The following is a 19114-nucleotide window of genomic DNA, read 5'->3' on the forward strand; positions in this document are numbered from 1 at the left end:
AGCAGCAGCATGACCCCGCCGAAATCCGATCCCGGCGCCCTGCCGCCGATCCTCGCGCCCGCGGGCGATCCGGCGCGTTCGACTCAATTGCGCGGCATCCTGCTGCTGCTGCTGGCGATCTTCCTGTTCACGCTGATGGATGCGACCGGCAAGCATCTCTCGACGCTCTACCATCCGGTACAGGTGGTCTGGGTGCGCTTCGTCACCAACCTGGCCATCGTCGCGGTGATCTTCGCGCCGCGGCTGCGCAGCACCCTGGCCACCCGGCGCCCGGTGGTGCAGTTCTTCCGCGGCGTGACGCAGCTTGGCTCGATCCTGCTGTTCTTCAGCGCCCTGCAATTCATCGGCCTGGCCGAGGCCACCGCGATCATGGACATCAACCCGGTGCTCATCACGCTCGGCGCCGCGATCTTCCTGGGCGAATCCATCGGCATCCGCCGCATCCTCGGCATCCTCGCGGCGCTTTGCGGCGCGCTGATCATCATCCGCCCCGGCGCCGGCGTCTTTCATCCCGCGGCGCTGCTGGCGCTGGTCGCGGCCTTCACCTATGCCGCCGGCGCCATCCTGACCCGCCTCGCGCGCAGCGATTCCACCGCCACCTCGGTGCTGTGGTCGGCGCTGGTCGGCTCGATCCTCGCCTCGCTCGCCGTGCCCTTTTTCTGGCAGCCCATCGCGGCGAGCGATCTCTGGGCTTTCCTGCTGCTTGGCGGGCTCGGCACGGCGGCGCAGGCGCTCCTGATCCGCGCCTTCTCGCTGGCCGAGGCCGCCGCCATCGCCCCCTTCGGCTATACCGGGCTGATCTGGGCCGGGCTCTGGGGCTGGCTCTTCTGGGGCACCCTGCCCGACCGGTGGACCTTTGTCGGCGCGTTGATCATCGTGGTCGCGGGCATATATGTCTGGATGCGCGAGGCCCGTGCCATGCACCGGCCCGCATGATCCGAAAGCCCATGAACAGGACCGCGATGAGCGAGACCGAAACCCAGGAACCCGTCCGACTGCGCGACCGCATCGCCAATGGCGCCTTTCTGGCCCTGATGGGCCTCGCCCGGATCCTGCCCTATGAGCGGCGCGTCCCCCTCATGGGCTGGTTCTTCGCCCATGTCCTGGGCCCGCTTGCCGGCTGGCGCAGGCGCATCCGCGCCAACCTGGCCCTGGCATGCCCCGACCTGCCCCCGGCCGAGATCCGCCGCCTGACCCGCGCGGTGCCGGACAATGCCGGCCGATCGCTGGCCGAGACCTATTCTGGCGAGCAGTTCACCGACCGCATCCACGCCGCCGATCCGCTGGCCGGCCCCGGCCTGCCGGCACTGGAGCAGGCGGCGGCGGCCGGCCGGCCCGTCATCCTCGCCGCCGCGCATTTCGGCAATTACGACGCCATGCGCGCGGCGCTGGCCGGGCGCGGCTGGCCGGTCGGCGCGCTCTACCGACCGATGAACAACGAGGCCTTCAACCGCCATTACATCCCGGCGCTGAATGCCATCTCGCAGCCGATATTCCCGCGCGGCCGCGCCGGCCTGGCCGCCATGCTGCGCTTTCTGAAGGGCGGCGGCTGGCTGGCCCTGGGCTTCGACCAGTTCGACGATCACGGCGCCGAGCTGCGTTTCTTCGGCCAGCCGTCGAAGACCGTGCTGACCCCGGCGGAACTGGCGCTGCGCTATGATGCGCTGATCCTGCCCATCGCCGGGGTGCGCCAGCCTGACGGGCTGAGCTTCCGGGTCGAGGTCGGCGAGCCGGTACCGCACAGCGATGCCGCGACCATGATGCAGGCGCTGAACGACGATCTGGAGCGGCTGGTGCGCGCCCATATGGAGCAATGGTTCTGGGTGCATCGGCGCTGGAAACGCAGGGGCTAGGCGGCGAATCCCTTTCCCTTGGGTTGTCCGACGGTCTATAAGTGCGCCCAAATCCGCCGCGCAAGCAGAACGCGGGCCCCGACAACGACATCCAGAGGACGGCATGAGCGACGAATCCAAGAACGCTGGTCACGAAAAACGTCATCACGAGGGCGACGTCGCCTTCATCCAGGCGCTGGCCGAATTGCTCAATCGCAACGAGCTGACCGAACTGACCGTCAAGCGCGAATATGACGAAAACGACCGGCTGACCGTCAGCCTCTCCAAGCAAAACAAGCAGGTCATCCAGACCGTGGCCGCGCCCGCCGCCGTCCCGGCCCCCGTCGCTCCGGCTGCCGCGCCCGCCGCTGCCGCCCCGGCCGCCAGCGAGGATCCGGCCAGCCTGCCCGGCGTCGTGACCTCGCCCATGGTCGGCACCGCCTATCTGGCGCCCGAGCCCGGCGCCACCCCCTTCGTGGCCATCGGCCAGCAGGTCAAGGAGGGCGAGACGCTGATGATCGTCGAGGCGATGAAGACGATGAACCACATCCCCTCGCCCCGCTCGGGCACGGTCAAGCGCATCCTGGTCGATGACGGCAGCCCGGTCGAATTCGGCGCGCCCCTGATGGTTGTCGAGTGAGTCAGGGCATGTTCGACAAGATCCTGATCGCCAACCGCGGCGAGATCGCGCTTCGCGTGATCCGCGCCTGCCGCGAAATGGGTATCGCCTCGGTCGCAGTGCATTCCACCGCCGATGCCGATGCCATGCATGTGCGCATGGCCGATGAATCGGTCTGCATCGGCCCGCCGCCCTCGACCGACAGCTACCTGTCGCAGCCCGCTATCATCTCGGCCTGCGAGATCACCGGCGCCCAGGCCGTGCATCCCGGTTATGGCTTCCTGTCGGAAAACGCCAGCTTCGTGCAGATGCTCGAGGATCACGGCATCACCTTCATCGGCCCCTCGGCGGAACATATCCGCATCATGGGCGACAAGATCACCGCCAAGGAGACCGCCAAGTCGCTGGGCATCCCGGTGGTGCCGGGCTCGGACGGCGGCGTGGCGGAGGTGGCCGCGGCCAAGCGGATCGCGGCGCAGATCGGCTATCCGGTCATCATCAAGGCCACCGCCGGCGGCGGCGGCCGCGGCATGAAGGTCGCCCAGGACGAGACCGCGCTGGAGACCGCATTCCGCACCGCCCGGGCCGAGGCCAAGGCCGCCTTCGGCAATGACGAGGTCTATATCGAGAAATACCTGCAACGGCCGCGCCATATCGAGGTCCAGGTCTTTGGCGACGGCCGCGGCCGGGCCGTGCATCTGGGCGAGCGCGACTGTTCGCTGCAACGCCGCCATCAGAAGGTCTTCGAAGAGGCGCCCGGCCCGGTCATCACCGCCGAGCAGCGCGCCCGGATCGGCGGCATCTGCGCCAATGCCATGGCCAAGATCGGCTATCGCGGCGCCGGCACCATCGAATTCCTGTTCGAGGACGGCGAGTTCTATTTCATCGAGATGAACACCCGCCTCCAGGTCGAGCATCCGGTGACCGAGGCGATCTTCGGCGTCGATCTGGTGCGCCAGCAGATCCTGGTCGCCGCCGGCGAGGAGATGGAGTTCCGCCAGGAGGACCTGCAAATCCGCGGCCATGCCATCGAGGTGCGGATCAATGCCGAGCGGCTGCCGAACTTCACCCCCTCGCCCGGCACGATCTCGCAATATCACGCGCCGGGGGGCCTGGGCGTGCGGATGGATTCGGCGATTTACGACGGCTATCGCATCCCGCCCTATTACGACAGTCTGATCGGCAAGCTGATCGTGCATGGCCACGACCGGCCCGAGGCGCTGGCGCGGCTGAACCGCGCCCTGGGCGAGCTGATCGTGGACGGCATCGACACCACCGTGCCGCTGTTCCGGGCGCTGATCGAAAATCCCGACATCCAGCGCGGCGATTACTCGATCCACTGGCTGGAACGCTGGCTGGCCGAGATGGCCGTCAGCGCCTGAGCGATGCGGCCCCTGGCGCGACAGGCGGTCCCTGCATGAGCGGGGAGCTGACTGCCGAACGGATGCTGGCCGCCTATGCCCAGGGGGTGTTTCCGATGGCGGAATCCGCCTCGGCAGCCCAGCTTTACTGGTTCGAGCCGGCGCTGCGCGGCATCCTGCCGGTGGGCAAGGTGCATGTCTCGCGCTCGATGCGGCGGTTTCTGCGCCATTGCGACTGGCAGGCAATGATCGACCGGGATTTCGCCGGGGTGGTGGCGGGTTGCGCCGACCGCGAGGAAACCTGGATCAATGAACCGCTCTTTGCGCTCTACCAGGATCTGTTCCGCATGGGCCATGCCCATTCGCTGGAAATCCGTGCCGGCGAGGAGCTGATCGGCGGCATGTTCGGCCTGGCGTTGGGCGGGGCGTTCTTTGCCGAAAGCATGTTCTCGCGCCGAACCAACGCCTCAAAGGCGGCGCTGATCTGGATGTCGTCGCATCTGGCCCGCTGCGGTTTCACGCTTTGGGACACGCAATATCCGAACCCGCATCTGGCCTCGATGGGCGGCCAGGCCATTCCGCGCCTGGAATACCGCCGCCGGCTGGCAGCCGCCCTACGGGTCCGGGCCGACTTTACCGCCCATGCCCTGCCCAACCTTCAGGCCCTGTTGCAGGAAATCACCCAGACATCGTAACGGGAATCGTCCAGCGCCGAGAGCGCCGGCGAGGAAGCGATCATCCAGCCCGAGAACAGCCGCGCATTGGCCTGCTTGTCGGTGATCGTCAGTTCGGCATAGGCGTCCGAGGTCGGGTCCGCCGCCGGATACCGGCATTCCGCCAGGCTAAGCTGAAGCCGGCCGAACTCGACCGACTCGCCCACGGCCAGCGTAAAATCCTGCGTCCGGCCGGTGATCTTGTCGAGCCCGCGCAACTGCGCCCCAGCACCGCGCGCCGTCTCGGGGCCGCGGGCGGCTTCGGCGGCGCGCTGACGCTCGGCGGCCGAAGGCTCGGCCGGAACCACTGCCTCGGGATCGTCGCTGAAGGCCGGGTCGATCAGCAACTGCTGGTCCTCGGCCAGTTCCTCCTCCTGGGCCATGACAGGGCTGGCGGCCAGCAGCAGGCACAGGCAGGCGCGGGTCAGAAGGTCGGTCATGGGCTGTCGTCCGAGCTTTGCGAATCCACGAATTTCATCATCAGCGAGATCAGGCTGACCGCGCCCTGCACATCCTCGATCTCGTCGCCGGGGGCCAGGTTGTCGGGCGCGCCACCCGGCTGCAATTCGATATAGGCGCCGCCCAGCAGCCCGTCCGACTGGATCAGCGCCGCGCTGTCGCTGGGCAGGCGGATGCTGTCGGGCAGGCGCAGCCGCGCCTCGGCATAATAGGTCTGCGGGTTCAGATCGACGGCTGAAACGCGCCCCACCCTGAGTCCGGCGACCCGGACATCGGTGCCCACCTCGATGCCATCGACATTGGGAAAGGCGGCCCGCAACTCATAGCCGCCGGCCAGCTGTGCGCCCAGCCTGCCGCCCGAGGTGGACCAGACGAGAAACCCGGCCGCCACGGCCAGCACAGCCGCGCCAACCCAAAGCTCGGCCCGTTCGGCGGCGGTGTTCATGCGCCTACTCGGGCTGCCAGGCGTCGTAGTCGCGACGCTCCACCGGCTGGGCGCGATAGAGCGAGCCCGCCGGGTGGTAGGCGGCCGGCGTGCCGGTCAGGTTCGGCTCATGCGGCTTTTCCCAGGGCTTGTGCGGCAGCGGGGCGGCCGTCGGCGGCTCCTTGTAGGTGTGATGCAGCCAGCCATGCCATTCGGGCGAGATGCGGCTTGCCTCGGCTTCGCCGTTATAGATGACCCAGCGACGCTTGCCGCCGCCGGACTGGTAATAGACATTGCCCTGATCGTCCTCGCCGACCTTTTCGCCGTAAAGCTTGGTCCAGACCTGGGTGTTGAGGGTCTGGCTGTTCCACCAGGTCAGAAAGCGCAGCAGAAACGACATGGGTGCGAACCTCATCAATCGGGTGTGACCGAGATATGGCGTAAGTTGCGCCGAAGGTCCAGAGAGGCTTGGCCCTGCCCGCCCTGGACCGGGCAAATCGACGCAGGTTCGGGGCACGGACCGCCAAGCCACCTGCGCCAGAACAGCCGAAAACCCGAGCCGTTCCCGGACAAGGGGAGCAGCACTCCTTCGGCAGGAACGCGTCCCAGGGACCCAAACACCGATCGAGGACAAATCCGGACCGCAGCAGCGCCGATCCCCGCAGCGGGGCCAGGACTGCAAGGGCCTTAACGGTCCTGCGCCGGGCAGCAGCGATCGTCTTTCGGGACGGGCTGACGGCGACCACAGGAGGGCGCGGCAGGCAAGCCGCGACCCCCGCGCCGGTTGCCAGTCGTGCCGCCCGGCTTCTGAAAGCCCCGCCTGTCCTCGCAGTTCCGCATGGACGGCCGCGGACGGGCCAGCCGCTTCCCTGCGGCACGCGGCCTAGCCTGCGGTCGCGGTTTCCTTTTTCGAATCGGTGTGGATCAGCAAAGGCTTGGCCGCGGGATTGTCCACCGCCTCCTCATTGACCACCACCTCCTCGACGCTGTTCATGCCGGGCAGGTCGAACATGGTATCCAGCAGGATATCCTCCATGATCGAGCGCAGGCCCCGCGCGCCGGTCTTGCGCTTGATGGCACGGCGGGCGATGGCCACCAGCGCATCCTCGGTGAAGGTCAGCTTCACGCCTTCCAGATCGAACAGCCGCTGATACTGCTTGACCAGCGCGTTCTTGGGCTGGGTCAGGATGGTGATCAGCGCCTGCTCGTCCAAGTCGCCCAGCGTGGCGATCACCGGCAGACGGCCGACGAATTCCGGGATCAGGCCGAATTTCAGCAGATCCTCGGGTTCGAGTTGCTTGAACAACTCGCCCACGCCCTTGTCGTCGTTTTCCTTGACCGCGGCGCCGAAACCCATCGCCGTGCCCTTGTTGCGCTGCGCGATGATCCGGTCGAGCCCGGCAAAGGCCCCGCCGCAGATGAACAGGATGTTGGTCGTGTCGACCTGGAGGAACTCCTGCTGCGGATGCTTGCGCCCACCCTGCGGGGGCACCGAGGCGACCGTGCCCTCCATGATCTTCAGCAGCGCCTGCTGCACCCCCTCGCCCGAGACGTCGCGGGTGATCGAGGGATTGTCGGACTTGCGGGTGATCTTGTCGACCTCGTCGATATAGACGATGCCGCGCTGCGCCCGCTCGACATTGTATTCCGACGCTTGCAGGAGCTTGAGGATGATGTTCTCGACATCCTCGCCGACATAGCCGGCCTCGGTCAGCGTGGTCGCATCGGCCATGGTGAAGGGCACGTCCAGGATGCGGGCCAGCGTCTGCGCCAGCAGCGTCTTGCCGCAGCCGGTCGGGCCGATCAGCAGGATGTTCGACTTCGCCAGTTCGATATCGGTCTTGGAGCTGTGGTTCAGCCGCTTGTAATGGTTGTGCACCGCGACAGAAAGCACGCGCTTGGCATGTTCCTGGCCGATGACATAGTCATCCAGCACATTGCAGATCTCGCGCGGGGTGGGCACGCCGTCGCCGGATTTCAACGCCGAGGACTTGGTCTCCTCGCGGATGATGTCCATGCAGAGTTCGACGCATTCATCGCAAATGAACACGGTCGGACCGGCAATCAGCTTGCGCACCTCATGCTGGCTCTTGCCGCAGAAGCTGCAATAGAGCGTGTTCTTGCTGTCGCCGCCGGTCGGATTGGCCATCAGTTGATCCTCGTATTGCCCCGGAGGCCCGGCAAAAGCGCCGGACGACCGCCTGTTTCGGACGTGGGCAGACCACGCCATGCGTCGCGCATCATGTTACGAGCCACCCCGCCCCGTCACAATCCCCAAAACGCCAGCCCCGGCAGCTTCCCGCAGCCGTTATCACTTGCTCGGCTCGGCCTTGCCGCGCGCCACCAGAATCTCGTCGATCAGGCCCCAGTCCTTGGCCTCCTGGGGCGACATGAAGCGGTCGCGCTCCAGCGCCTCCTCGACCTCCTCAAGGGTGCGGCCGGTATGGGCGACATAGATCTCGTTCAGACGCCGCTTGAGCTTTTCGGTCTCGCGCGCATGGATCAGGATGTCGGTCGCCTGGCCCTGGAAACCGCCCGAGGGCTGGTGGACCATGATGCGGCTGTTGGGGAGCGAGAAACGCTGCCCCGGCTGGCCGGCGCACAAGAGCAGCGAGCCCATAGAGGCCGCCTGCCCCACCACCAGCGTCGAGACGCGCGGCTTGATGTATTGCATCGTGTCATAGATCGACAGGCCCGCGGTCACGACGCCGCCGGGGCTGTTGATATACATGCTGATGTCCTTGGTCGGGTTTTCCGCCTCGAGGAACAAAAGCTGCGCCGAGATCAGCGTCGCCATGCCGTCATGCACCGGGCCGGACAGGAAGATGATCCGTTCCTTCAGCAGGCGCGAGAAGATGTCATAGGCACGTTCGCCACGGCTGGTCTGTTCGACGACCATGGGGACGAGCGTGTTCATGTAGAATTCTGCCGGATCGTGCATGTCTGTCCTTGCTTTTGTCCCTGCCTGGCCTGCCGTTTCGCGATTCGTCCCAAGGGCCTTGTCCCGTTTGACCGCTCTTAGGCGCGAAAGGTTGACAGAGTCTTAGTAACGCCAGGCCGCGAGGACAAGAGAGCGATAAAATTTGCCCCTTTCCGGCCGCACCGGTAATCTGGCGCCCGATCGACGGAGAAACGCATGAAACTGATCGTCGGCCTGGGCAATCCGGGCGCGAAATACGCCGCGAACCGGCACAATGTGGGCTTCATGGCGGTGGATCGCATCGCCGGCGACCACGGGTTTTCGCCCTGGCGCGCCCGCTTTCAGGGCGAGATCGCCGAGGGGCGGCTGGGCGAGACGCGCGTCACCCTGCTCAAGCCCGCGACCTTCATGAACCTGTCCGGCCAATCGGTGGGCGAGGCGATGCGCTATCTGAAGCTCGCGCCCCAGGACGTGATCGTGCTGCATGACGAGCTGGATCTCGCCCCCGGCAAGGTGCGGCTCAAGACCGGCGGCGGACATGCCGGGCATAACGGGCTGCGCTCGCTGCACCAGCATATCGGCGAGGGCTATCGCCGGCTGCGCATCGGCATCGGCCATCCCGGCGACAAGGACCGCGTCGCCGGCTATGTGCTGTCGGATTTCGCCAAGGCCGAACAGGCGGGGCTGGACGACCTGCTGCGCGGCATCTCGGACGGGGCGGCGGCGCTGGCCGCGGGCGACGATGCGCGCTTCATGAACGCCGTCGCAGCACGGGTGGCGCCGGCGCGCAACAGCGGCGCGCGACCCGACAATCCCGGCAAGGGATCGCCGAGGGAGCCCGCAGCGAAACCCGCCAACGATCCCGCCGCCGAGCCGCCCAGCCTTTCTGACCGGCTCAGGGCGCTGACCGAGCGGTTCCGGTGACGACCTGGCGCGAGGCCTTCGCCTTGCAGGCGGAAGCCTGCCGCGCGCTCGGCTCGCCGCTCACGGCCCGGATCTGCGAGCAACTGGCGCCGATTCTGGCGGGCGATGACAGCGCCCTGGCGTGGCGAGTGCGGACATGGCCGGGCGATCCCAGCCATCGCGCCGACTCGGTGCCGCTGCGGCTGTGCGGCGCGCTGCACGCGCTGGTGCTGAGCGGACGCGACCCGGAACTGGCGCAAGCCTATGCCGAAGCAGACGACGCCTCGCTTCATCAGAGGATTTCAGAAACAATTCAAAATCATCAGTCACATATCCTAGAATGGATCGAGCATGCGCCGCAGACCAATGAGGTCGCCCGCGCCGCGGTGCTGATCGCGGGGTGCTGGTTTCTCGGGAGCTTATTGGGCGGGCGCCGCTTCGATCTGTTGGAACTGGGCGCCAGTGCTGGACTGAACCTGAATTTTCCGCGCTATCATCTTGTCAAAACGGCGGAATATCAGCCGCCCTTGCTGGAGGGAAGCGAGCCCGGTGTCTGGCTGAGCCCGGAATGGCGCGGCACCGCCCCGGCCCATGCCGCGCTGGAGATCGGCGCGGCGCGCGGTGTGGACCTGAATCCGCTCGATCCGGCGCGGGACGGGTTGCGGCTGCTCTCCTATATCTGGGCGGACCAGCGTGCGCGGCTGGAGCGGATGCAGGCGGCCTTGGCGCTGGCCGCACGCCATCCGCCGCAGGTGGATCGCGGCGATGCCGGCGACTGGCTGCCGGCACGCCTGGCCGAGCCTTGTGGGCATGGCAGGCTTGTCTATCACACCGTTGCGGCGCAATATTTTCCTGCCGCCACGCGGGAGCGCATCGAGGCCGCGCTGCGGGCCGCCGGGGCGAAAGCCAGCCCCGAACGCCCCTTGGCGCATCTGTCGATGGAGGCCGATGGCGGCAAGGGTGCGGCGCTGGTCCTGCGGCTCTGGACCGGCGGCGCGCTGCGTGAATGGAGCCTCGGCCGGGCGGATTTCCATGCCCGCTGGATCGACTGGCAGCCGAAGGAGACCTGACATGGACCCCGCGCTGAACGTCCTTGGCGGCAGGCTGGAGACCTGCTCGACCGCGCCGCTGACCGGCTTCTTCCGCGACGGCTGCTGCAATACCGGACCCGAGGATCGCGGCCGCCACACCGTCTGCGTGATCGTGACGGCGGAGTTCCTGGCCTTGTCGAAATACCTGGGCAACGACCTCAGCACGCCGCGGCCCGAGTTCCGCTTTCCGGGGTTGAGGCCGGGCGACCGCTGGTGCCTTTGCGCGGCGCGCTTCCTGCAAGCGGCACAGGAATTCGCCGCGCCCGAAGTGGTGCTGGAGGCCACCCATGCCCGCACGCTGGAGATCGTGCCGCTGGAACTGCTGCACGCCCATGCGGTCGGGCGCGAGGGCTAGCGCCCGCTCTGCGCCAGATAGTGCCGCACGGCATCGACGACATGGCGGAAGCGGTCGCCGCCCAGATGCTTGCCGCCATACCAGCGCGTCACGATCACCACGTGATCGGTCAGCCCGGCGCGTTCCAGCATTTGCAGGATGATCTGGCTTGCCCCGCTTTCGCCGTCGTCGTCGCGCACCGCCTCGCCCGACAGGATCGCAGCCCAGCTGTTGTGGGTGGCCTTGGCGAAACGCTTGTTGCCCCGCAACTCGGCCAGCAGCGCCTCGGCCTCGGCCCGGGTCCGTGCCGGCCCGCCCGAGACGGCATAGCGCGAACCGCGATCCGAGATGATCTTGTCAAAGACGGTCAGGCTCATCGGCGGCGCCGGACGTAAAGCTCCAGCCGGTGGCGGACGATCTCATAGCCCATCTCGGCGGCGATCTCGGCCTGCAACCGCTCGATGCGCTCGTTGACGAATTCCATGACCTCGCCGGTCTCGACGTCGATCATATGATCGTGATGGGTGCCGTCGGCGGGTTCGAACCGCGCCGGCTCGCCCTCGAATTCCAGCTTCAGGATCACGCCCTGCGCCTCGAGCGCGGAAAGCGTGCGATAGACCGTCGCCAGCGATACCCCGGCCCCCGCAGCGGTCGCCCGCTGATGCAACTGCGTCGCGTCGGGATGATCCTCGGCCGCCGCCAGCACCCGCAGCAGCGCCGCCCGCTGGCGGGTAATGCGCACGCCCGCACGGCGCAGCGCGTCCTCGAAGGACTGGGCGCGGGTCTCGATCTCCATGCGGTTTTCTGGCCCAGATGCGAAGAAATTGCAACTGGCTTGACAGTTGAGAACCATTCGCAGATAACGGCGGCAGAACGAGGCCCAGAGCAGCAGAATCGGATCATGAAGCGCAGAACATTCCTCACCACGGCCCTTGCCGGGCTTGCCGCCCCGGCGATCCTACCGGGAGCGGCCCGGGCGCAGGCGGGCAGGCTCAAGGTGGCGACCACCTTCACCATCATCGCCGACATGGCCCGCAACGTAGCGGGCGACCGGGCCGAGGTGGTCTCGATCACCAAGCCGGGGGCCGAGATCCACAATTACGAGCCGACGCCCAGCGACCTGATCGGCGCGCGCGACGCCAGCCTGATCCTGCGCAACGGGCTGAACCTCGAGCTGTGGTTCGAGCAGTTCCTGCGCAATCTGGGCGAGCTGCCCTCGGCCACGCTGACCGAGGGGATCGAGCCGATGCCGATCTCGGGCGGGCATTACGACGGCAAGCCCAACCCGCATGCCTGGATGGCGCTGGATACGGCGCTGGTCTATGTGGACAACATCGCCGCCGCGCTGTCGCAGGCCGATCCCGAGGGCACCGGCGACTATCGCGCCAATGCCGGCCGCTACAAGGGCGAGATCGCCCGCACCATCGGGCCGTTGCGCGACGCCGCCCGCGCCCTGCCAGAAGAACGGCGCTGGCTGGTGACCTCGGAAGGGGCGTTTTCCTATCTGGCGCGGGATTTCGGCCTGCGCGAGCTGTTCCTGTGGCCGATCAACGCCGATGCCCAGGGCACGCCCCAGCAGGTGCGGCGCGTGGTCGATGCGATCAAGCAGCACCAGATCCCGGTGGTGTTTTCGGAAAGCACCGTCTCGGACCGCCCGGCCAAGCAGATCGCGGCCGAGACCGGGGCGCGCTATGGCGGCGTGCTGTACGTCGACAGCCTGTCCGAGCCGGACGGGCCGGTGCCGACCTATCTGGACCTGCTGCGCGTGACCTCGGAAACCATCGTCAGGGGGCTGTCCGATGCCTGACGCCCCCGGCATCGAGGTATCCAATCTGACGGTGGCCTATCGCAACGGCTTCACGGCGCTGCGGGATGCCAGCTTCACCGTGCCGCAAAGCTCGGTCACGGCGCTGGTGGGGGTGAACGGCTCAGGGAAATCCACGCTGTTCAAGGCGCTGATGGGTTTCGTCCCGGCCGCCGCCGGCAAGGTGCGGGTGCTGGGCATGACCGTGCCGCAGGCGCTGCGCCGCAATCTGATCGCCTATGTCCCGCAGGCCGAGGAGGTGGACTGGACCTTCCCGGTGCTGGTCGAGGACGTGGTGATGATGGGCCGCTACGGCCACATGGGATTCCTGCGCCGGGCGCGGCCCGAGGACCGCCGCGCCGTGGACGAGGCGCTGGCCCGCGTGAACATGCAGGACTTCCGCCACCGCCAGATCGGCGAACTTTCAGGCGGCCAGAAGAAGCGCGTCTTCCTGGCCCGGGCACTGGCGCAGGGCGCCTCGGTGATCCTGCTCGACGAGCCCTTTACCGGCGTGGACGTCAAGACCGAATCCGCGATCATCGCGTTGTTGCAAGGGATGCGGGACGAGGGCCGGGTCATGCTGGTCTCGACGCACGACCTCGGCTCGGTGCCGGAATATTGCGACCGGGTGGTGCTGGTGAAGAACACCGTGCTGGCCTATGGCCCGACGGCCGAGGTCTTTACGCCCGAGAACCTCCGCCTGGCCTTCGGCGGCGTGCTGCGCCATTTCGTGCTGGGCGGGCGGCATCTGCACGACGACGACGATCCCCGCGCGCTGACCGTGCTGTCGGACGACGAGCGGCCGCTGGTCTTTTACGACGACAAGCAGCGCAGCGCCCGCGAGGAAGAGGCGGTGCCGAAATGATCCGCACGCTGCTGGTGCCCTTCGAATACAGCTACATGACCGACGCGATCTGGGTCTCGGCGCTGGTCGGCGGGGTCTGCGCCTTCCTGTCGGCCTATCTGATGCTCAAGGGCTGGTCGCTGATCGGCGACGCGCTGAGCCATTCCATCGTGCCGGGCGTCGCCGGCGCCTACATGCTGGGCCTGCCCTTCGCGCTGGGGGCGTTCCTGTCGGGCGGGCTCGCCGCGCTGACCATGCTGTTCCTGAACAAGCGCACCGGCCTCAAGGAAGACGCGATCATCGGGCTGATCTTCACCGGCTTCTTCGGGCTGGGGTTGTTCATGGTCTCGCTCAACCCGATGGCGGTCAGCGTGCAGACCATCACCATGGGCAACATCCTGGCGATCACGCCGGGCGACACGCTGCAACTGGCGCTGATCGGCGGCATCTCTCTGCTGATCCTGGCGGCGAAATGGCGCGACCTGATGGTGGTGTTCTTCGACGAAAGCCATGCCCGCACCGTCGGGCTGAACCCGCAGGCGCTGAAGGTGCTGTTCTTCACCCTGCTTTCGGCCTGCACGGTCGCGGCGATGCAGACCGTCGGCGCCTTCCTGGTCGTCGCGCTGGTGGTGACGCCGGGCGCCACCGCCTATCTGCTGACCGACCGCTTTCCGCGGCTGATCCTGATCTCGGTGGCGATCGGCTCGCTCACCTCGGCGCTTGGCGCCTATGTCTCGTTCTTCCTCGACGGCGCGACCGGGGGGGTGATCGTCTGCCTGCAAACCGCGATCTTCCTGGCCGTCTTTCTGCTGGCGCCGAAGCACGGGCTTCTCGCCGCCCGCCGCCGCGCCCGCGCCGCAGTGAAGGAGGCCGCGTGATGGACTGGCTGACGATGCCGCTTGCCTTTCCCTTCATGCGCGATGCGGCGCTGATCGGGCTGATGATCGCCCTGCCCGCCGGGCTTCTATCCTGCTTCCTGGTGCTCAAGGGCTGGTCGCTGATGGGCGATGCGGTCAGCCATGCCGTGCTGCCCGGCGTGGTCCTGGCCTATGTCGCGGGCCTGCCGCTGATCCTGGGCGCCTTTCTTGCCGGCATAAGCTGCGCCGCCCTGACCGGCTGGTTGCAGGACAACAGCCGCGTCAAGGCCGATACCGTGCTGGGCGTCGTCATGTCGGGCATGTTCGGGCTGGGGGTGGTGCTTTACACCGCCATCCAGACCGACCTGCACCTGGACCATATCCTGTTCGGCAACATGCTGGGCGTCGGTCCCGAGGACCTGCGTCTGGCGGGCAGCATCTCGGCGCTGGTCGGGCTGGCGCTGATCCTGAAATGGCGCGACTTCGCGCTCTTGGCCTTCGACCCGGTGCAGGCGCGGGTCTCGGGGCTGGCGCTGACCGTGCTGAACTACGGGCTGCTGGCCATGATATCGGCCACCGTGGTCGCCATGCTCAGCGCGGTCGGCATCATCCTGGCCGTGGCGCTGCTGATCGCACCGGGCGCCGTGGCCTTCCTGGTCACGCGGCGGCTGCCGGTCATGCTGGCCACCTCGGTCGGGGTCGCGGCATTCGCCGCGGTCAGCGGGGTCTGGGCCAGCTTCTGGCTGAACAGCGCGCCCGCACCGACCATCGTGCTGGTGCTGACGGCGCTGTTCGTGCTGGCCTTCCTGTGGCGCAACATCGCCACGCGGCGGGCGCAGGGCGCAGGCTAGTCAAAGGGGACGGACTAGACCGTCCGTCCGCCATCGACCTCGAGGATGACGCCGGTGATGAAGTCGGCCTCGTCCGAGGCGAGGTAAAGCGCCGCATTGGCGATGTCGCGCGGCTGCGACAGCCGGCCCAGCGGGATGGTGGCAAGGAAGCGGGCGCGGTTCTCGGGCGTGTCCTCGCAGCCCATGAACCGCTCCAGCATCCCGGTCTCGCCCATCACCGGGGCGATGGCGTTCACGCGGATGCCCTCGGGCGCCAGTTCCGCCGCCAGACTGCGGGTCAGGGTATTCACCGCGCCTTTCGAGGAATTATACCAGCTCAGCCCCGGACGCGGCCGGATGCCGGCGGTCGAGCTGACATTGATCATCACCCCCCGCCCCCGCTCGCGCCAATGCGGCAGCACGGCATGGGTCATGTGAAAGATCGACAGCACGTTGATGTCGTAGATCTTGCGGAACGCCGCCTCGTCCGTGTCCAGCAAGGGGCCGTTCGGCGTGGTCCAGCCGGCATTGTTCACCACGATGTCGAGGCTGCCGAAGCGCTCGCGCGCCTTCTCCACCGCCGCCCGGACCTGGCCGCCCTGGCTCACGTCGCAGGCGATGGCGAGCCCGTCGATGCCCGAGGCCACCGCCCCGGCGGTTTCGGCATTGATGTCCAGCACCGCCACGCGCGCGCCCTCGCGCGCGAAGGTTTCGGCGATGCCGCGCCCGAAGCCCGAACCTCCGCCCGTTACCAATGCCGTCTTGCCCTGAAGCCGCATATTTCTCCCCCTTTTATGCGAAACGATGAACGACGGTTTTCAGCCGCGAGAATTCGTAAAGGGCAACGAAGCCCTTTTCGCGCCCATGGCCGGATTTGCGTACCCCGCCGAAAGGCAGCTCGATCCCGCCCCCGGCGCCATAGCCGTTGATGAAGACCTGCCCGCAGCGCATGGCCCGCGCCATGCGCGCCTGCCGGTCGCCGTCGCGGGTCCAGATGCCGGCGACCAGCCCGTATTCGGTGCCGTTGGCGATGGCGACGGCCTCGGCCTCGGTGTCGAAGGGGATGGCGGCCAGCACCGGGCCGAAAATCTCCTCCTGCGCCAGCGGGCTTGCGGGATCGACCGGCCCGAACAGCGCCGGCGCGACATAGAAGCCGGCCGAGGGCGCGTCCCTAGCCACGGTGCCCCGCGCGATCAGCGGGGCTGCGGCTTCGGCGATGTAACGCTCGACCCGCGCCTTCTGCCGGGCCGAGATCAGCGGGCCCAGCAGCGCGCCCTCGGCCGGACCGGCCACCACCGCGCCGAAGCGTTCGGCCAGCATCGCCGTCAGCCGCTCCCAGATGCCGCGCTGGATCAGCACGCGCGATCCGGCCGAGCAGGTCTGGCCGCCGTTCTGCACGATGGCGTTGACGATGACCGGGGCCGCCGCCTCCAGATCGGCGTCGTGAAAGACGATCTGCGGCGACTTTCCGCCCAGCTCCAGTGTGCAGGGGATGTGATTGCGCGCCGCCGCGATCTGGATGGCTTGCCCGACCTCGGGCGAGCCGGTGAAGCTGATGAAATCGACGCCGGGATGCTCGGCCAGCGCCTGCCCCGCCACCGCGCCGCGCCCGGTGACGATGTTGATGGCGCCGGCCGGAAAGCCGGCCTCACCCGCAAGTTCGCCGATGCGCAGGATGGTCAGGCAGGCATCCTCGGCCGGCTTGGTCACCGTCGCATTGCCCATGGCCAGCGCCGCACCGACCGAGCGGCCGAAGATCTGCACCGGATAGTTCCAGGGGATGATATGGCCGGTCACGCCATGCGGCTCGCGCAGCGCCATCACGTCATAGCCGTTCAGGAACGGGATCACCTCGCCATGCAGCTTGTCCGCCGCACCGCCGTAATATTCGAAATAGCGCGCCAGCGCCGCCATGTCGGCGCGCGACTGGGCGATGGGCTTGCCGTTGTCGCGGGTTTCCAGCCGTGCGAGCGCTTCCGCCTCGGCCTCTATGCGCTGGGCCAGGCGCAGCATCAGCCGGCCGCGCTCGGCGGCGGTCAACCGGCCCCAGTCGCCCTCGAAAGCGGCACGGGCGGCACGGATCGCCGCATCCACGTCCTCGGGGCCGGAATCGGCGATGGCGGCAAAGGGCCGGCCGTCGATGGGCGAGATCATCGGCATCTCGCGTCCCGAGGCGGCCGGCCGCCAGCCGCCGCCGATCAGGTTCCGCGCCGGCGGCAGGGTCGGGGCGTGCTGCATGTCTTGCCTCCTTTTCGGCGGGATTCGTCCGGCAGCAGCGTGACGGTGCCGAAGGCGGGACGCAAGGCTGGCAAATGCGGTCCGGGCCGTTAATCTGGCCCCGAAACAGCAGCCGAGGCCCGACATGACCCAACCCAGCGCCCATCCCGACGATCCGCATTACGTCAGCCGCATGGGCTGGCTGCGCGCCTCGGTGCTGGGCGCGAATGACGGCATCGTCTCGGTCGGGGCGCTGATCGTCGGGGTGGCGGCGGCCGATCCGGGGCGCGAGGCGATCCTGATCGCCGGGCTGGCCGGGCTGGTGGCGGGGGCGATGTCCATGGCCATGGGCGAATATGTCTCGGTCAGTTCGCAATCGGATACCGAGCGCGCCGATATCGCCCGCGAACACGAAGCCCTGCGCGAGATGCCCGAGGAAGAACTGCACGAACTGGCCGCCATCTACGAGTCGCGCGGCATGACCCCCGGCACCGCCTTGCAGGCGGCGCGCGAAGTGACCGAACATGACGCGCTGGCCGCGCATGTGCGCGACGAGCTGGGGCTCAGCGAGGCTTCGAACGCCAATCCGCTGCAAGCGGCGCTGGCCTCGGCCGCGACCTTCAGCATCGCGGCGGCGGTGCCGCTGCTGGCCGCGGTCCTGGCGCCGGGCGGCGCGGTCATCGCCAGCGTCCTGGTCGCGGTGGTGGTGGCGCTGGGGGTGCTGGGCGCGCTGGGGGCCTGGGCCGGCGGCGCACCGCCCGGCCGGGCGGTGCTGCGGGTGATCCTGGGCGGCATCTTCGCTCTGGCGGTCACCGCCGCGATCGGCAAGATCTTCGGCGTGGCGGTCTAGGCTCAGTCCCCATACATTCTTCATACATTCTTCTTGCATGCCAGCGTGTTGACTGATTCACGCTGGCTATGAACTAGAGCAATAAAAGATACTTCTGGCTGAGCGCGGAGCAGATGCGGCGCATTCAGCCCTTCTTTCCCAAGGTCCGAGGGCGAGCCCGATCCGACGACTGCAAGGTACTGAGCGGCATCATCTACGTCAAACGGTATGGGCTTCGCTGGCAAGATGCGCCAGCGGTCCATGGCCCCTACAAGACCCTGTATAACCGGTTCGCCCGCTGGTCCCGGATGGGCATCTTCGCCAGGATATTTCAGGAACTGGCGCAGCCAGGCGCTCAGGGAGATACCCTGATGATGGACAGCACATTCCTGAAGGCGCACCGCGGCCAGTCTCCGAAAAAAGGGGATCGTCCACGGGCGATCGGACGCACGAAAGGCGGCCTAAACTCCAAGCTGCACATGCTCAGCGACGGCAAGGGCCGGCCACTGGACTTCCTTCTATCTCCCGGTCAGATGGCCGACAGTCGTGGCGCACTCGTGCTTTTGCGCCATCTGCCAACAGCTAAGCGTTTCCTGGGCGACAAGGCGTATGATGCCGACTGGTTGCGCGATGGCCTCAAGGACCGTGGCATCCGCCCCTGCATCCCGCCTCGGAAGAAGCGCAAGAAACCGGCCAGATACAACAAGCGGCTCTACCGGAAGCGATATCGCATCGAGAATGCCTTCGGCCGCCTGAAGGACTGGCGCGGCATTGTTACCCGCTATGAGCGATGCGGTGACATCTTCCTCAACGCCATCATCCTCGCAGCCATCCTCATCTTCTGGATCTGATGTTTATGGGGACTGACCCTAGGTGTTTGATCCCGGCATTTGATGGTGCATTGTTTTCCCAAGCTTGGAGGGATGCGCTATGGGACAGATTCTTCATGGGAGCGCCACGACGACAGAGGCAATCCGTCGAGCAATACAAAATAGTCAAGAGAGCCTGAGAGCGCTGTCGAAGCGCTACGGGATCAACCAGAAGACGGTGGCCAAATGGAAGAAGCGGACCTCGGTG

General features: G+C 67.3%; 23 protein-coding genes and 1 pseudogene. 15 read left to right on the forward strand and 9 right to left on the reverse strand.

Annotated elements, in window-relative coordinates; genetic code table 11:
• Positions 1-9 precede the first annotated feature (9 nt).
• The 5 genes from AQY21_RS00835 to aat all read left to right on the forward strand — a co-directional run bounded on the left by AQY21_RS00835 (position 10) and on the right by aat (position 4507).
• On the forward strand, positions 10-936 hold the full coding sequence (locus AQY21_RS00835; RefSeq protein WP_058096011.1) for a DMT family transporter: 927 nt from the start codon (positions 10-12) through the stop codon (positions 934-936).
• 26 nt (positions 937-962) lie between these two features.
• A complete protein-coding gene (locus AQY21_RS00840; RefSeq protein WP_058096012.1) occupies positions 963-1853 on the forward strand; it encodes a lysophospholipid acyltransferase family protein in 891 nt (296 codons plus the stop codon).
• Positions 1854-1956: 103 nt separating this feature from the next.
• Positions 1957-2472 carry an acetyl-CoA carboxylase biotin carboxyl carrier protein gene (gene accB / locus AQY21_RS00845; protein WP_058096013.1) on the forward strand — a complete coding sequence of 172 codons (516 nt, stop codon included), beginning with the start codon at positions 1957-1959 and terminating at the stop codon, positions 2470-2472.
• Positions 2473-2480: 8 nt separating this feature from the next.
• Entirely contained in the window at positions 2481-3833 is a 1353-nt protein-coding gene (accC, locus tag AQY21_RS00850; RefSeq protein ID WP_058096014.1) for an acetyl-CoA carboxylase biotin carboxylase subunit, read from the forward strand.
• 35 nt (positions 3834-3868) lie between these two features.
• Positions 3869-4507, forward strand: a complete 639-nt coding sequence (gene aat / locus AQY21_RS00855; RefSeq protein ID WP_058096015.1) for a leucyl/phenylalanyl-tRNA--protein transferase — start codon at positions 3869-3871, stop codon at positions 4505-4507.
• Here the strand turns inward: aat and AQY21_RS00860 are convergent.
• The 5 genes from AQY21_RS00860 to AQY21_RS00880 all read right to left on the reverse strand — a co-directional run bounded on the left by AQY21_RS00860 (position 4471) and on the right by AQY21_RS00880 (position 8349).
• A complete protein-coding gene (locus AQY21_RS00860) occupies positions 4471-4965 on the reverse strand; it encodes a DUF2155 domain-containing protein (RefSeq protein ID WP_082657868.1) in 495 nt (164 codons plus the stop codon). The genes aat and AQY21_RS00860 overlap by 37 nt on opposite strands.
• Positions 4962-5429, reverse strand: a complete 468-nt coding sequence (gene mlaD, locus AQY21_RS00865; RefSeq protein ID WP_058096016.1) for an outer membrane lipid asymmetry maintenance protein MlaD — start codon at positions 5427-5429, stop codon at positions 4962-4964. Before mlaD ends, AQY21_RS00860 begins: the two co-directional genes overlap by 4 nt.
• Before the next feature lie 4 nt (positions 5430-5433).
• Positions 5434-5808, reverse strand: a complete 375-nt coding sequence (locus AQY21_RS00870; RefSeq protein WP_058096017.1) for an NADH:ubiquinone oxidoreductase subunit NDUFA12 — start codon at positions 5806-5808, stop codon at positions 5434-5436.
• Positions 5809-6291: 483 nt separating this feature from the next.
• Complete coding sequence (gene clpX, locus AQY21_RS00875; RefSeq protein ID WP_058096018.1) at positions 6292-7557, reverse strand: ATP-dependent Clp protease ATP-binding subunit ClpX; 1266 nt, start codon at positions 7555-7557, stop codon at positions 6292-6294.
• 162 nt (positions 7558-7719) lie between these two features.
• Positions 7720-8349 (reverse strand): ATP-dependent Clp protease proteolytic subunit, encoded by a 630-nt coding sequence (locus AQY21_RS00880; RefSeq protein ID WP_058096019.1) that lies wholly within the window; start codon positions 8347-8349, stop codon positions 7720-7722.
• A gap of 195 nt (positions 8350-8544) precedes the next feature.
• On the opposite strand from AQY21_RS00880, the gene pth reads away from it, so the two are divergent.
• Genes pth through AQY21_RS00895 form a run of 3 tightly spaced genes read left to right on the forward strand, consistent with a single transcriptional unit; the run spans position 8545 to position 10677 of the window.
• Positions 8545-9252: an aminoacyl-tRNA hydrolase gene (pth, locus tag AQY21_RS00885; RefSeq protein ID WP_058096020.1), complete on the forward strand. Its 708-nt coding sequence runs from the start codon at positions 8545-8547 to the stop codon at positions 9250-9252.
• A complete protein-coding gene (locus AQY21_RS00890; RefSeq protein ID WP_058096021.1) occupies positions 9249-10301 on the forward strand; it encodes a DUF2332 domain-containing protein in 1053 nt (350 codons plus the stop codon). The genes pth and AQY21_RS00890 overlap by 4 nt, the downstream gene beginning before the upstream one ends.
• A 1-nt stretch (position 10302) precedes the next feature.
• On the forward strand, positions 10303-10677 hold the full coding sequence (locus AQY21_RS00895) for a DUF2237 family protein (RefSeq protein WP_058096022.1): 375 nt from the start codon (positions 10303-10305) through the stop codon (positions 10675-10677).
• On the opposite strand, the gene AQY21_RS00900 is transcribed toward AQY21_RS00895, so the two are convergent.
• Both AQY21_RS00900 and AQY21_RS00905 read right to left on the reverse strand, forming a co-directional pair.
• A complete protein-coding gene (locus AQY21_RS00900; protein ID WP_203416309.1) occupies positions 10674-11033 on the reverse strand; it encodes a YigZ family protein in 360 nt (119 codons plus the stop codon). The genes AQY21_RS00895 and AQY21_RS00900 overlap by 4 nt on opposite strands.
• Complete coding sequence (locus tag AQY21_RS00905) at positions 11030-11452, reverse strand: Fur family transcriptional regulator (RefSeq protein ID WP_058096023.1); 423 nt, start codon at positions 11450-11452, stop codon at positions 11030-11032. Before AQY21_RS00905 ends, AQY21_RS00900 begins: the two co-directional genes overlap by 4 nt.
• A gap of 105 nt (positions 11453-11557) precedes the next feature.
• On the opposite strand from AQY21_RS00905, the gene AQY21_RS00910 reads away from it, so the two are divergent.
• Genes AQY21_RS00910 through AQY21_RS00925 form a run of 4 tightly spaced genes read left to right on the forward strand, consistent with a single transcriptional unit; the run spans position 11558 to position 15012 of the window.
• Positions 11558-12463 carry a metal ABC transporter substrate-binding protein gene (locus AQY21_RS00910; protein ID WP_058096024.1) on the forward strand — a complete coding sequence of 302 codons (906 nt, stop codon included), beginning with the start codon at positions 11558-11560 and terminating at the stop codon, positions 12461-12463.
• Complete coding sequence (locus tag AQY21_RS00915) at positions 12456-13325, forward strand: manganese/iron ABC transporter ATP-binding protein (RefSeq protein ID WP_058096025.1); 870 nt, start codon at positions 12456-12458, stop codon at positions 13323-13325. The genes AQY21_RS00910 and AQY21_RS00915 overlap by 8 nt, the downstream gene beginning before the upstream one ends.
• A complete protein-coding gene (locus AQY21_RS00920; RefSeq protein ID WP_058096026.1) occupies positions 13322-14182 on the forward strand; it encodes a metal ABC transporter permease in 861 nt (286 codons plus the stop codon). Before AQY21_RS00915 ends, AQY21_RS00920 begins: the two co-directional genes overlap by 4 nt.
• On the forward strand, positions 14182-15012 hold the full coding sequence (locus AQY21_RS00925) for a metal ABC transporter permease (RefSeq protein WP_058096027.1): 831 nt from the start codon (positions 14182-14184) through the stop codon (positions 15010-15012). The genes AQY21_RS00920 and AQY21_RS00925 overlap by 1 nt, the downstream gene beginning before the upstream one ends.
• 14 nt (positions 15013-15026) lie before the next feature.
• Here the strand turns inward: AQY21_RS00925 and AQY21_RS00930 are convergent, their stop codons facing one another.
• A complete protein-coding gene (locus AQY21_RS00930; RefSeq protein ID WP_058096028.1) occupies positions 15027-15770 on the reverse strand; it encodes an SDR family oxidoreductase in 744 nt (247 codons plus the stop codon).
• A gap of 13 nt (positions 15771-15783) precedes the next feature.
• Positions 15784-17229 (reverse strand): aldehyde dehydrogenase family protein, encoded by a 1446-nt coding sequence (locus AQY21_RS00935; protein WP_058096029.1) that lies wholly within the window; start codon positions 17227-17229, stop codon positions 15784-15786.
• A gap of 124 nt (positions 17230-17353) precedes the next feature.
• Here AQY21_RS00935 and AQY21_RS00940 point away from each other — a divergent pair, with 124 nt between their 5' ends.
• From AQY21_RS00940 to AQY21_RS28295, 3 genes and pseudogenes are all read left to right on the forward strand, one after another.
• Positions 17354-18058 carry a VIT family protein gene (locus tag AQY21_RS00940; RefSeq protein WP_058096030.1) on the forward strand — a complete coding sequence of 235 codons (705 nt, stop codon included), beginning with the start codon at positions 17354-17356 and terminating at the stop codon, positions 18056-18058.
• A 98-nt stretch (positions 18059-18156) separates the two neighbouring features.
• On the forward strand, positions 18157-18888 hold the full coding sequence (locus AQY21_RS27150; protein ID WP_152988034.1) for an IS5 family transposase: 732 nt from the start codon (positions 18157-18159) through the stop codon (positions 18886-18888).
• Between the two features lie 79 nt (positions 18889-18967).
• Positions 18968-19114 (forward strand): annotated as a pseudogene (locus tag AQY21_RS28295) (IS481 family transposase); the annotation flags it as partial.

Source organism: Paracoccus sp. MKU1, assembly GCF_001447385.1.
GTDB lineage: Bacteria > Pseudomonadota > Alphaproteobacteria > Rhodobacterales > Rhodobacteraceae > Paracoccus.

Coding starts and splice junctions, on each gene's coding strand:
- AQY21_RS00835 (WP_058096011.1), top strand. CDS start 10: ATGACCCCGCCGAAATCCGATCCCGGCGCCCTGCCGCCGATCCTCGCG.
- AQY21_RS00840 (WP_058096012.1), top strand. CDS start 963: ATGAGCGAGACCGAAACCCAGGAACCCGTCCGACTGCGCGACCGCATC.
- accB (WP_058096013.1), top strand. CDS start 1,957: ATGAGCGACGAATCCAAGAACGCTGGTCACGAAAAACGTCATCACGAG.
- accC (WP_058096014.1), top strand. CDS start 2,481: ATGTTCGACAAGATCCTGATCGCCAACCGCGGCGAGATCGCGCTTCGC.
- aat (WP_058096015.1), top strand. CDS start 3,869: ATGAGCGGGGAGCTGACTGCCGAACGGATGCTGGCCGCCTATGCCCAG.
- AQY21_RS00860 (WP_082657868.1), bottom strand. CDS start 4,965: ATGACCGACCTTCTGACCCGCGCCTGCCTGTGCCTGCTGCTGGCCGCC.
- mlaD (WP_058096016.1), bottom strand. CDS start 5,429: ATGAACACCGCCGCCGAACGGGCCGAGCTTTGGGTTGGCGCGGCTGTG.
- AQY21_RS00870 (WP_058096017.1), bottom strand. CDS start 5,808: ATGTCGTTTCTGCTGCGCTTTCTGACCTGGTGGAACAGCCAGACCCTC.
- clpX (WP_058096018.1), bottom strand. CDS start 7,557: ATGGCCAATCCGACCGGCGGCGACAGCAAGAACACGCTCTATTGCAGC.
- AQY21_RS00880 (WP_058096019.1), bottom strand. CDS start 8,349: ATGCACGATCCGGCAGAATTCTACATGAACACGCTCGTCCCCATGGTC.
- pth (WP_058096020.1), top strand. CDS start 8,545: ATGAAACTGATCGTCGGCCTGGGCAATCCGGGCGCGAAATACGCCGCG.
- AQY21_RS00895 (WP_058096022.1), top strand. CDS start 10,303: ATGGACCCCGCGCTGAACGTCCTTGGCGGCAGGCTGGAGACCTGCTCG.
- AQY21_RS00900 (WP_203416309.1), bottom strand. CDS start 11,033: ATGAGCCTGACCGTCTTTGACAAGATCATCTCGGATCGCGGTTCGCGC.
- AQY21_RS00905 (WP_058096023.1), bottom strand. CDS start 11,452: ATGGAGATCGAGACCCGCGCCCAGTCCTTCGAGGACGCGCTGCGCCGT.
- AQY21_RS00910 (WP_058096024.1), top strand. CDS start 11,558: ATGAAGCGCAGAACATTCCTCACCACGGCCCTTGCCGGGCTTGCCGCC.
- AQY21_RS00915 (WP_058096025.1), top strand. CDS start 12,456: ATGCCTGACGCCCCCGGCATCGAGGTATCCAATCTGACGGTGGCCTAT.
- AQY21_RS00920 (WP_058096026.1), top strand. CDS start 13,322: ATGATCCGCACGCTGCTGGTGCCCTTCGAATACAGCTACATGACCGAC.
- AQY21_RS00925 (WP_058096027.1), top strand. CDS start 14,182: ATGGACTGGCTGACGATGCCGCTTGCCTTTCCCTTCATGCGCGATGCG.
- AQY21_RS00930 (WP_058096028.1), bottom strand. CDS start 15,770: ATGCGGCTTCAGGGCAAGACGGCATTGGTAACGGGCGGAGGTTCGGGC.
- AQY21_RS00935 (WP_058096029.1), bottom strand. CDS start 17,229: ATGCAGCACGCCCCGACCCTGCCGCCGGCGCGGAACCTGATCGGCGGC.
- AQY21_RS00940 (WP_058096030.1), top strand. CDS start 17,354: ATGACCCAACCCAGCGCCCATCCCGACGATCCGCATTACGTCAGCCGC.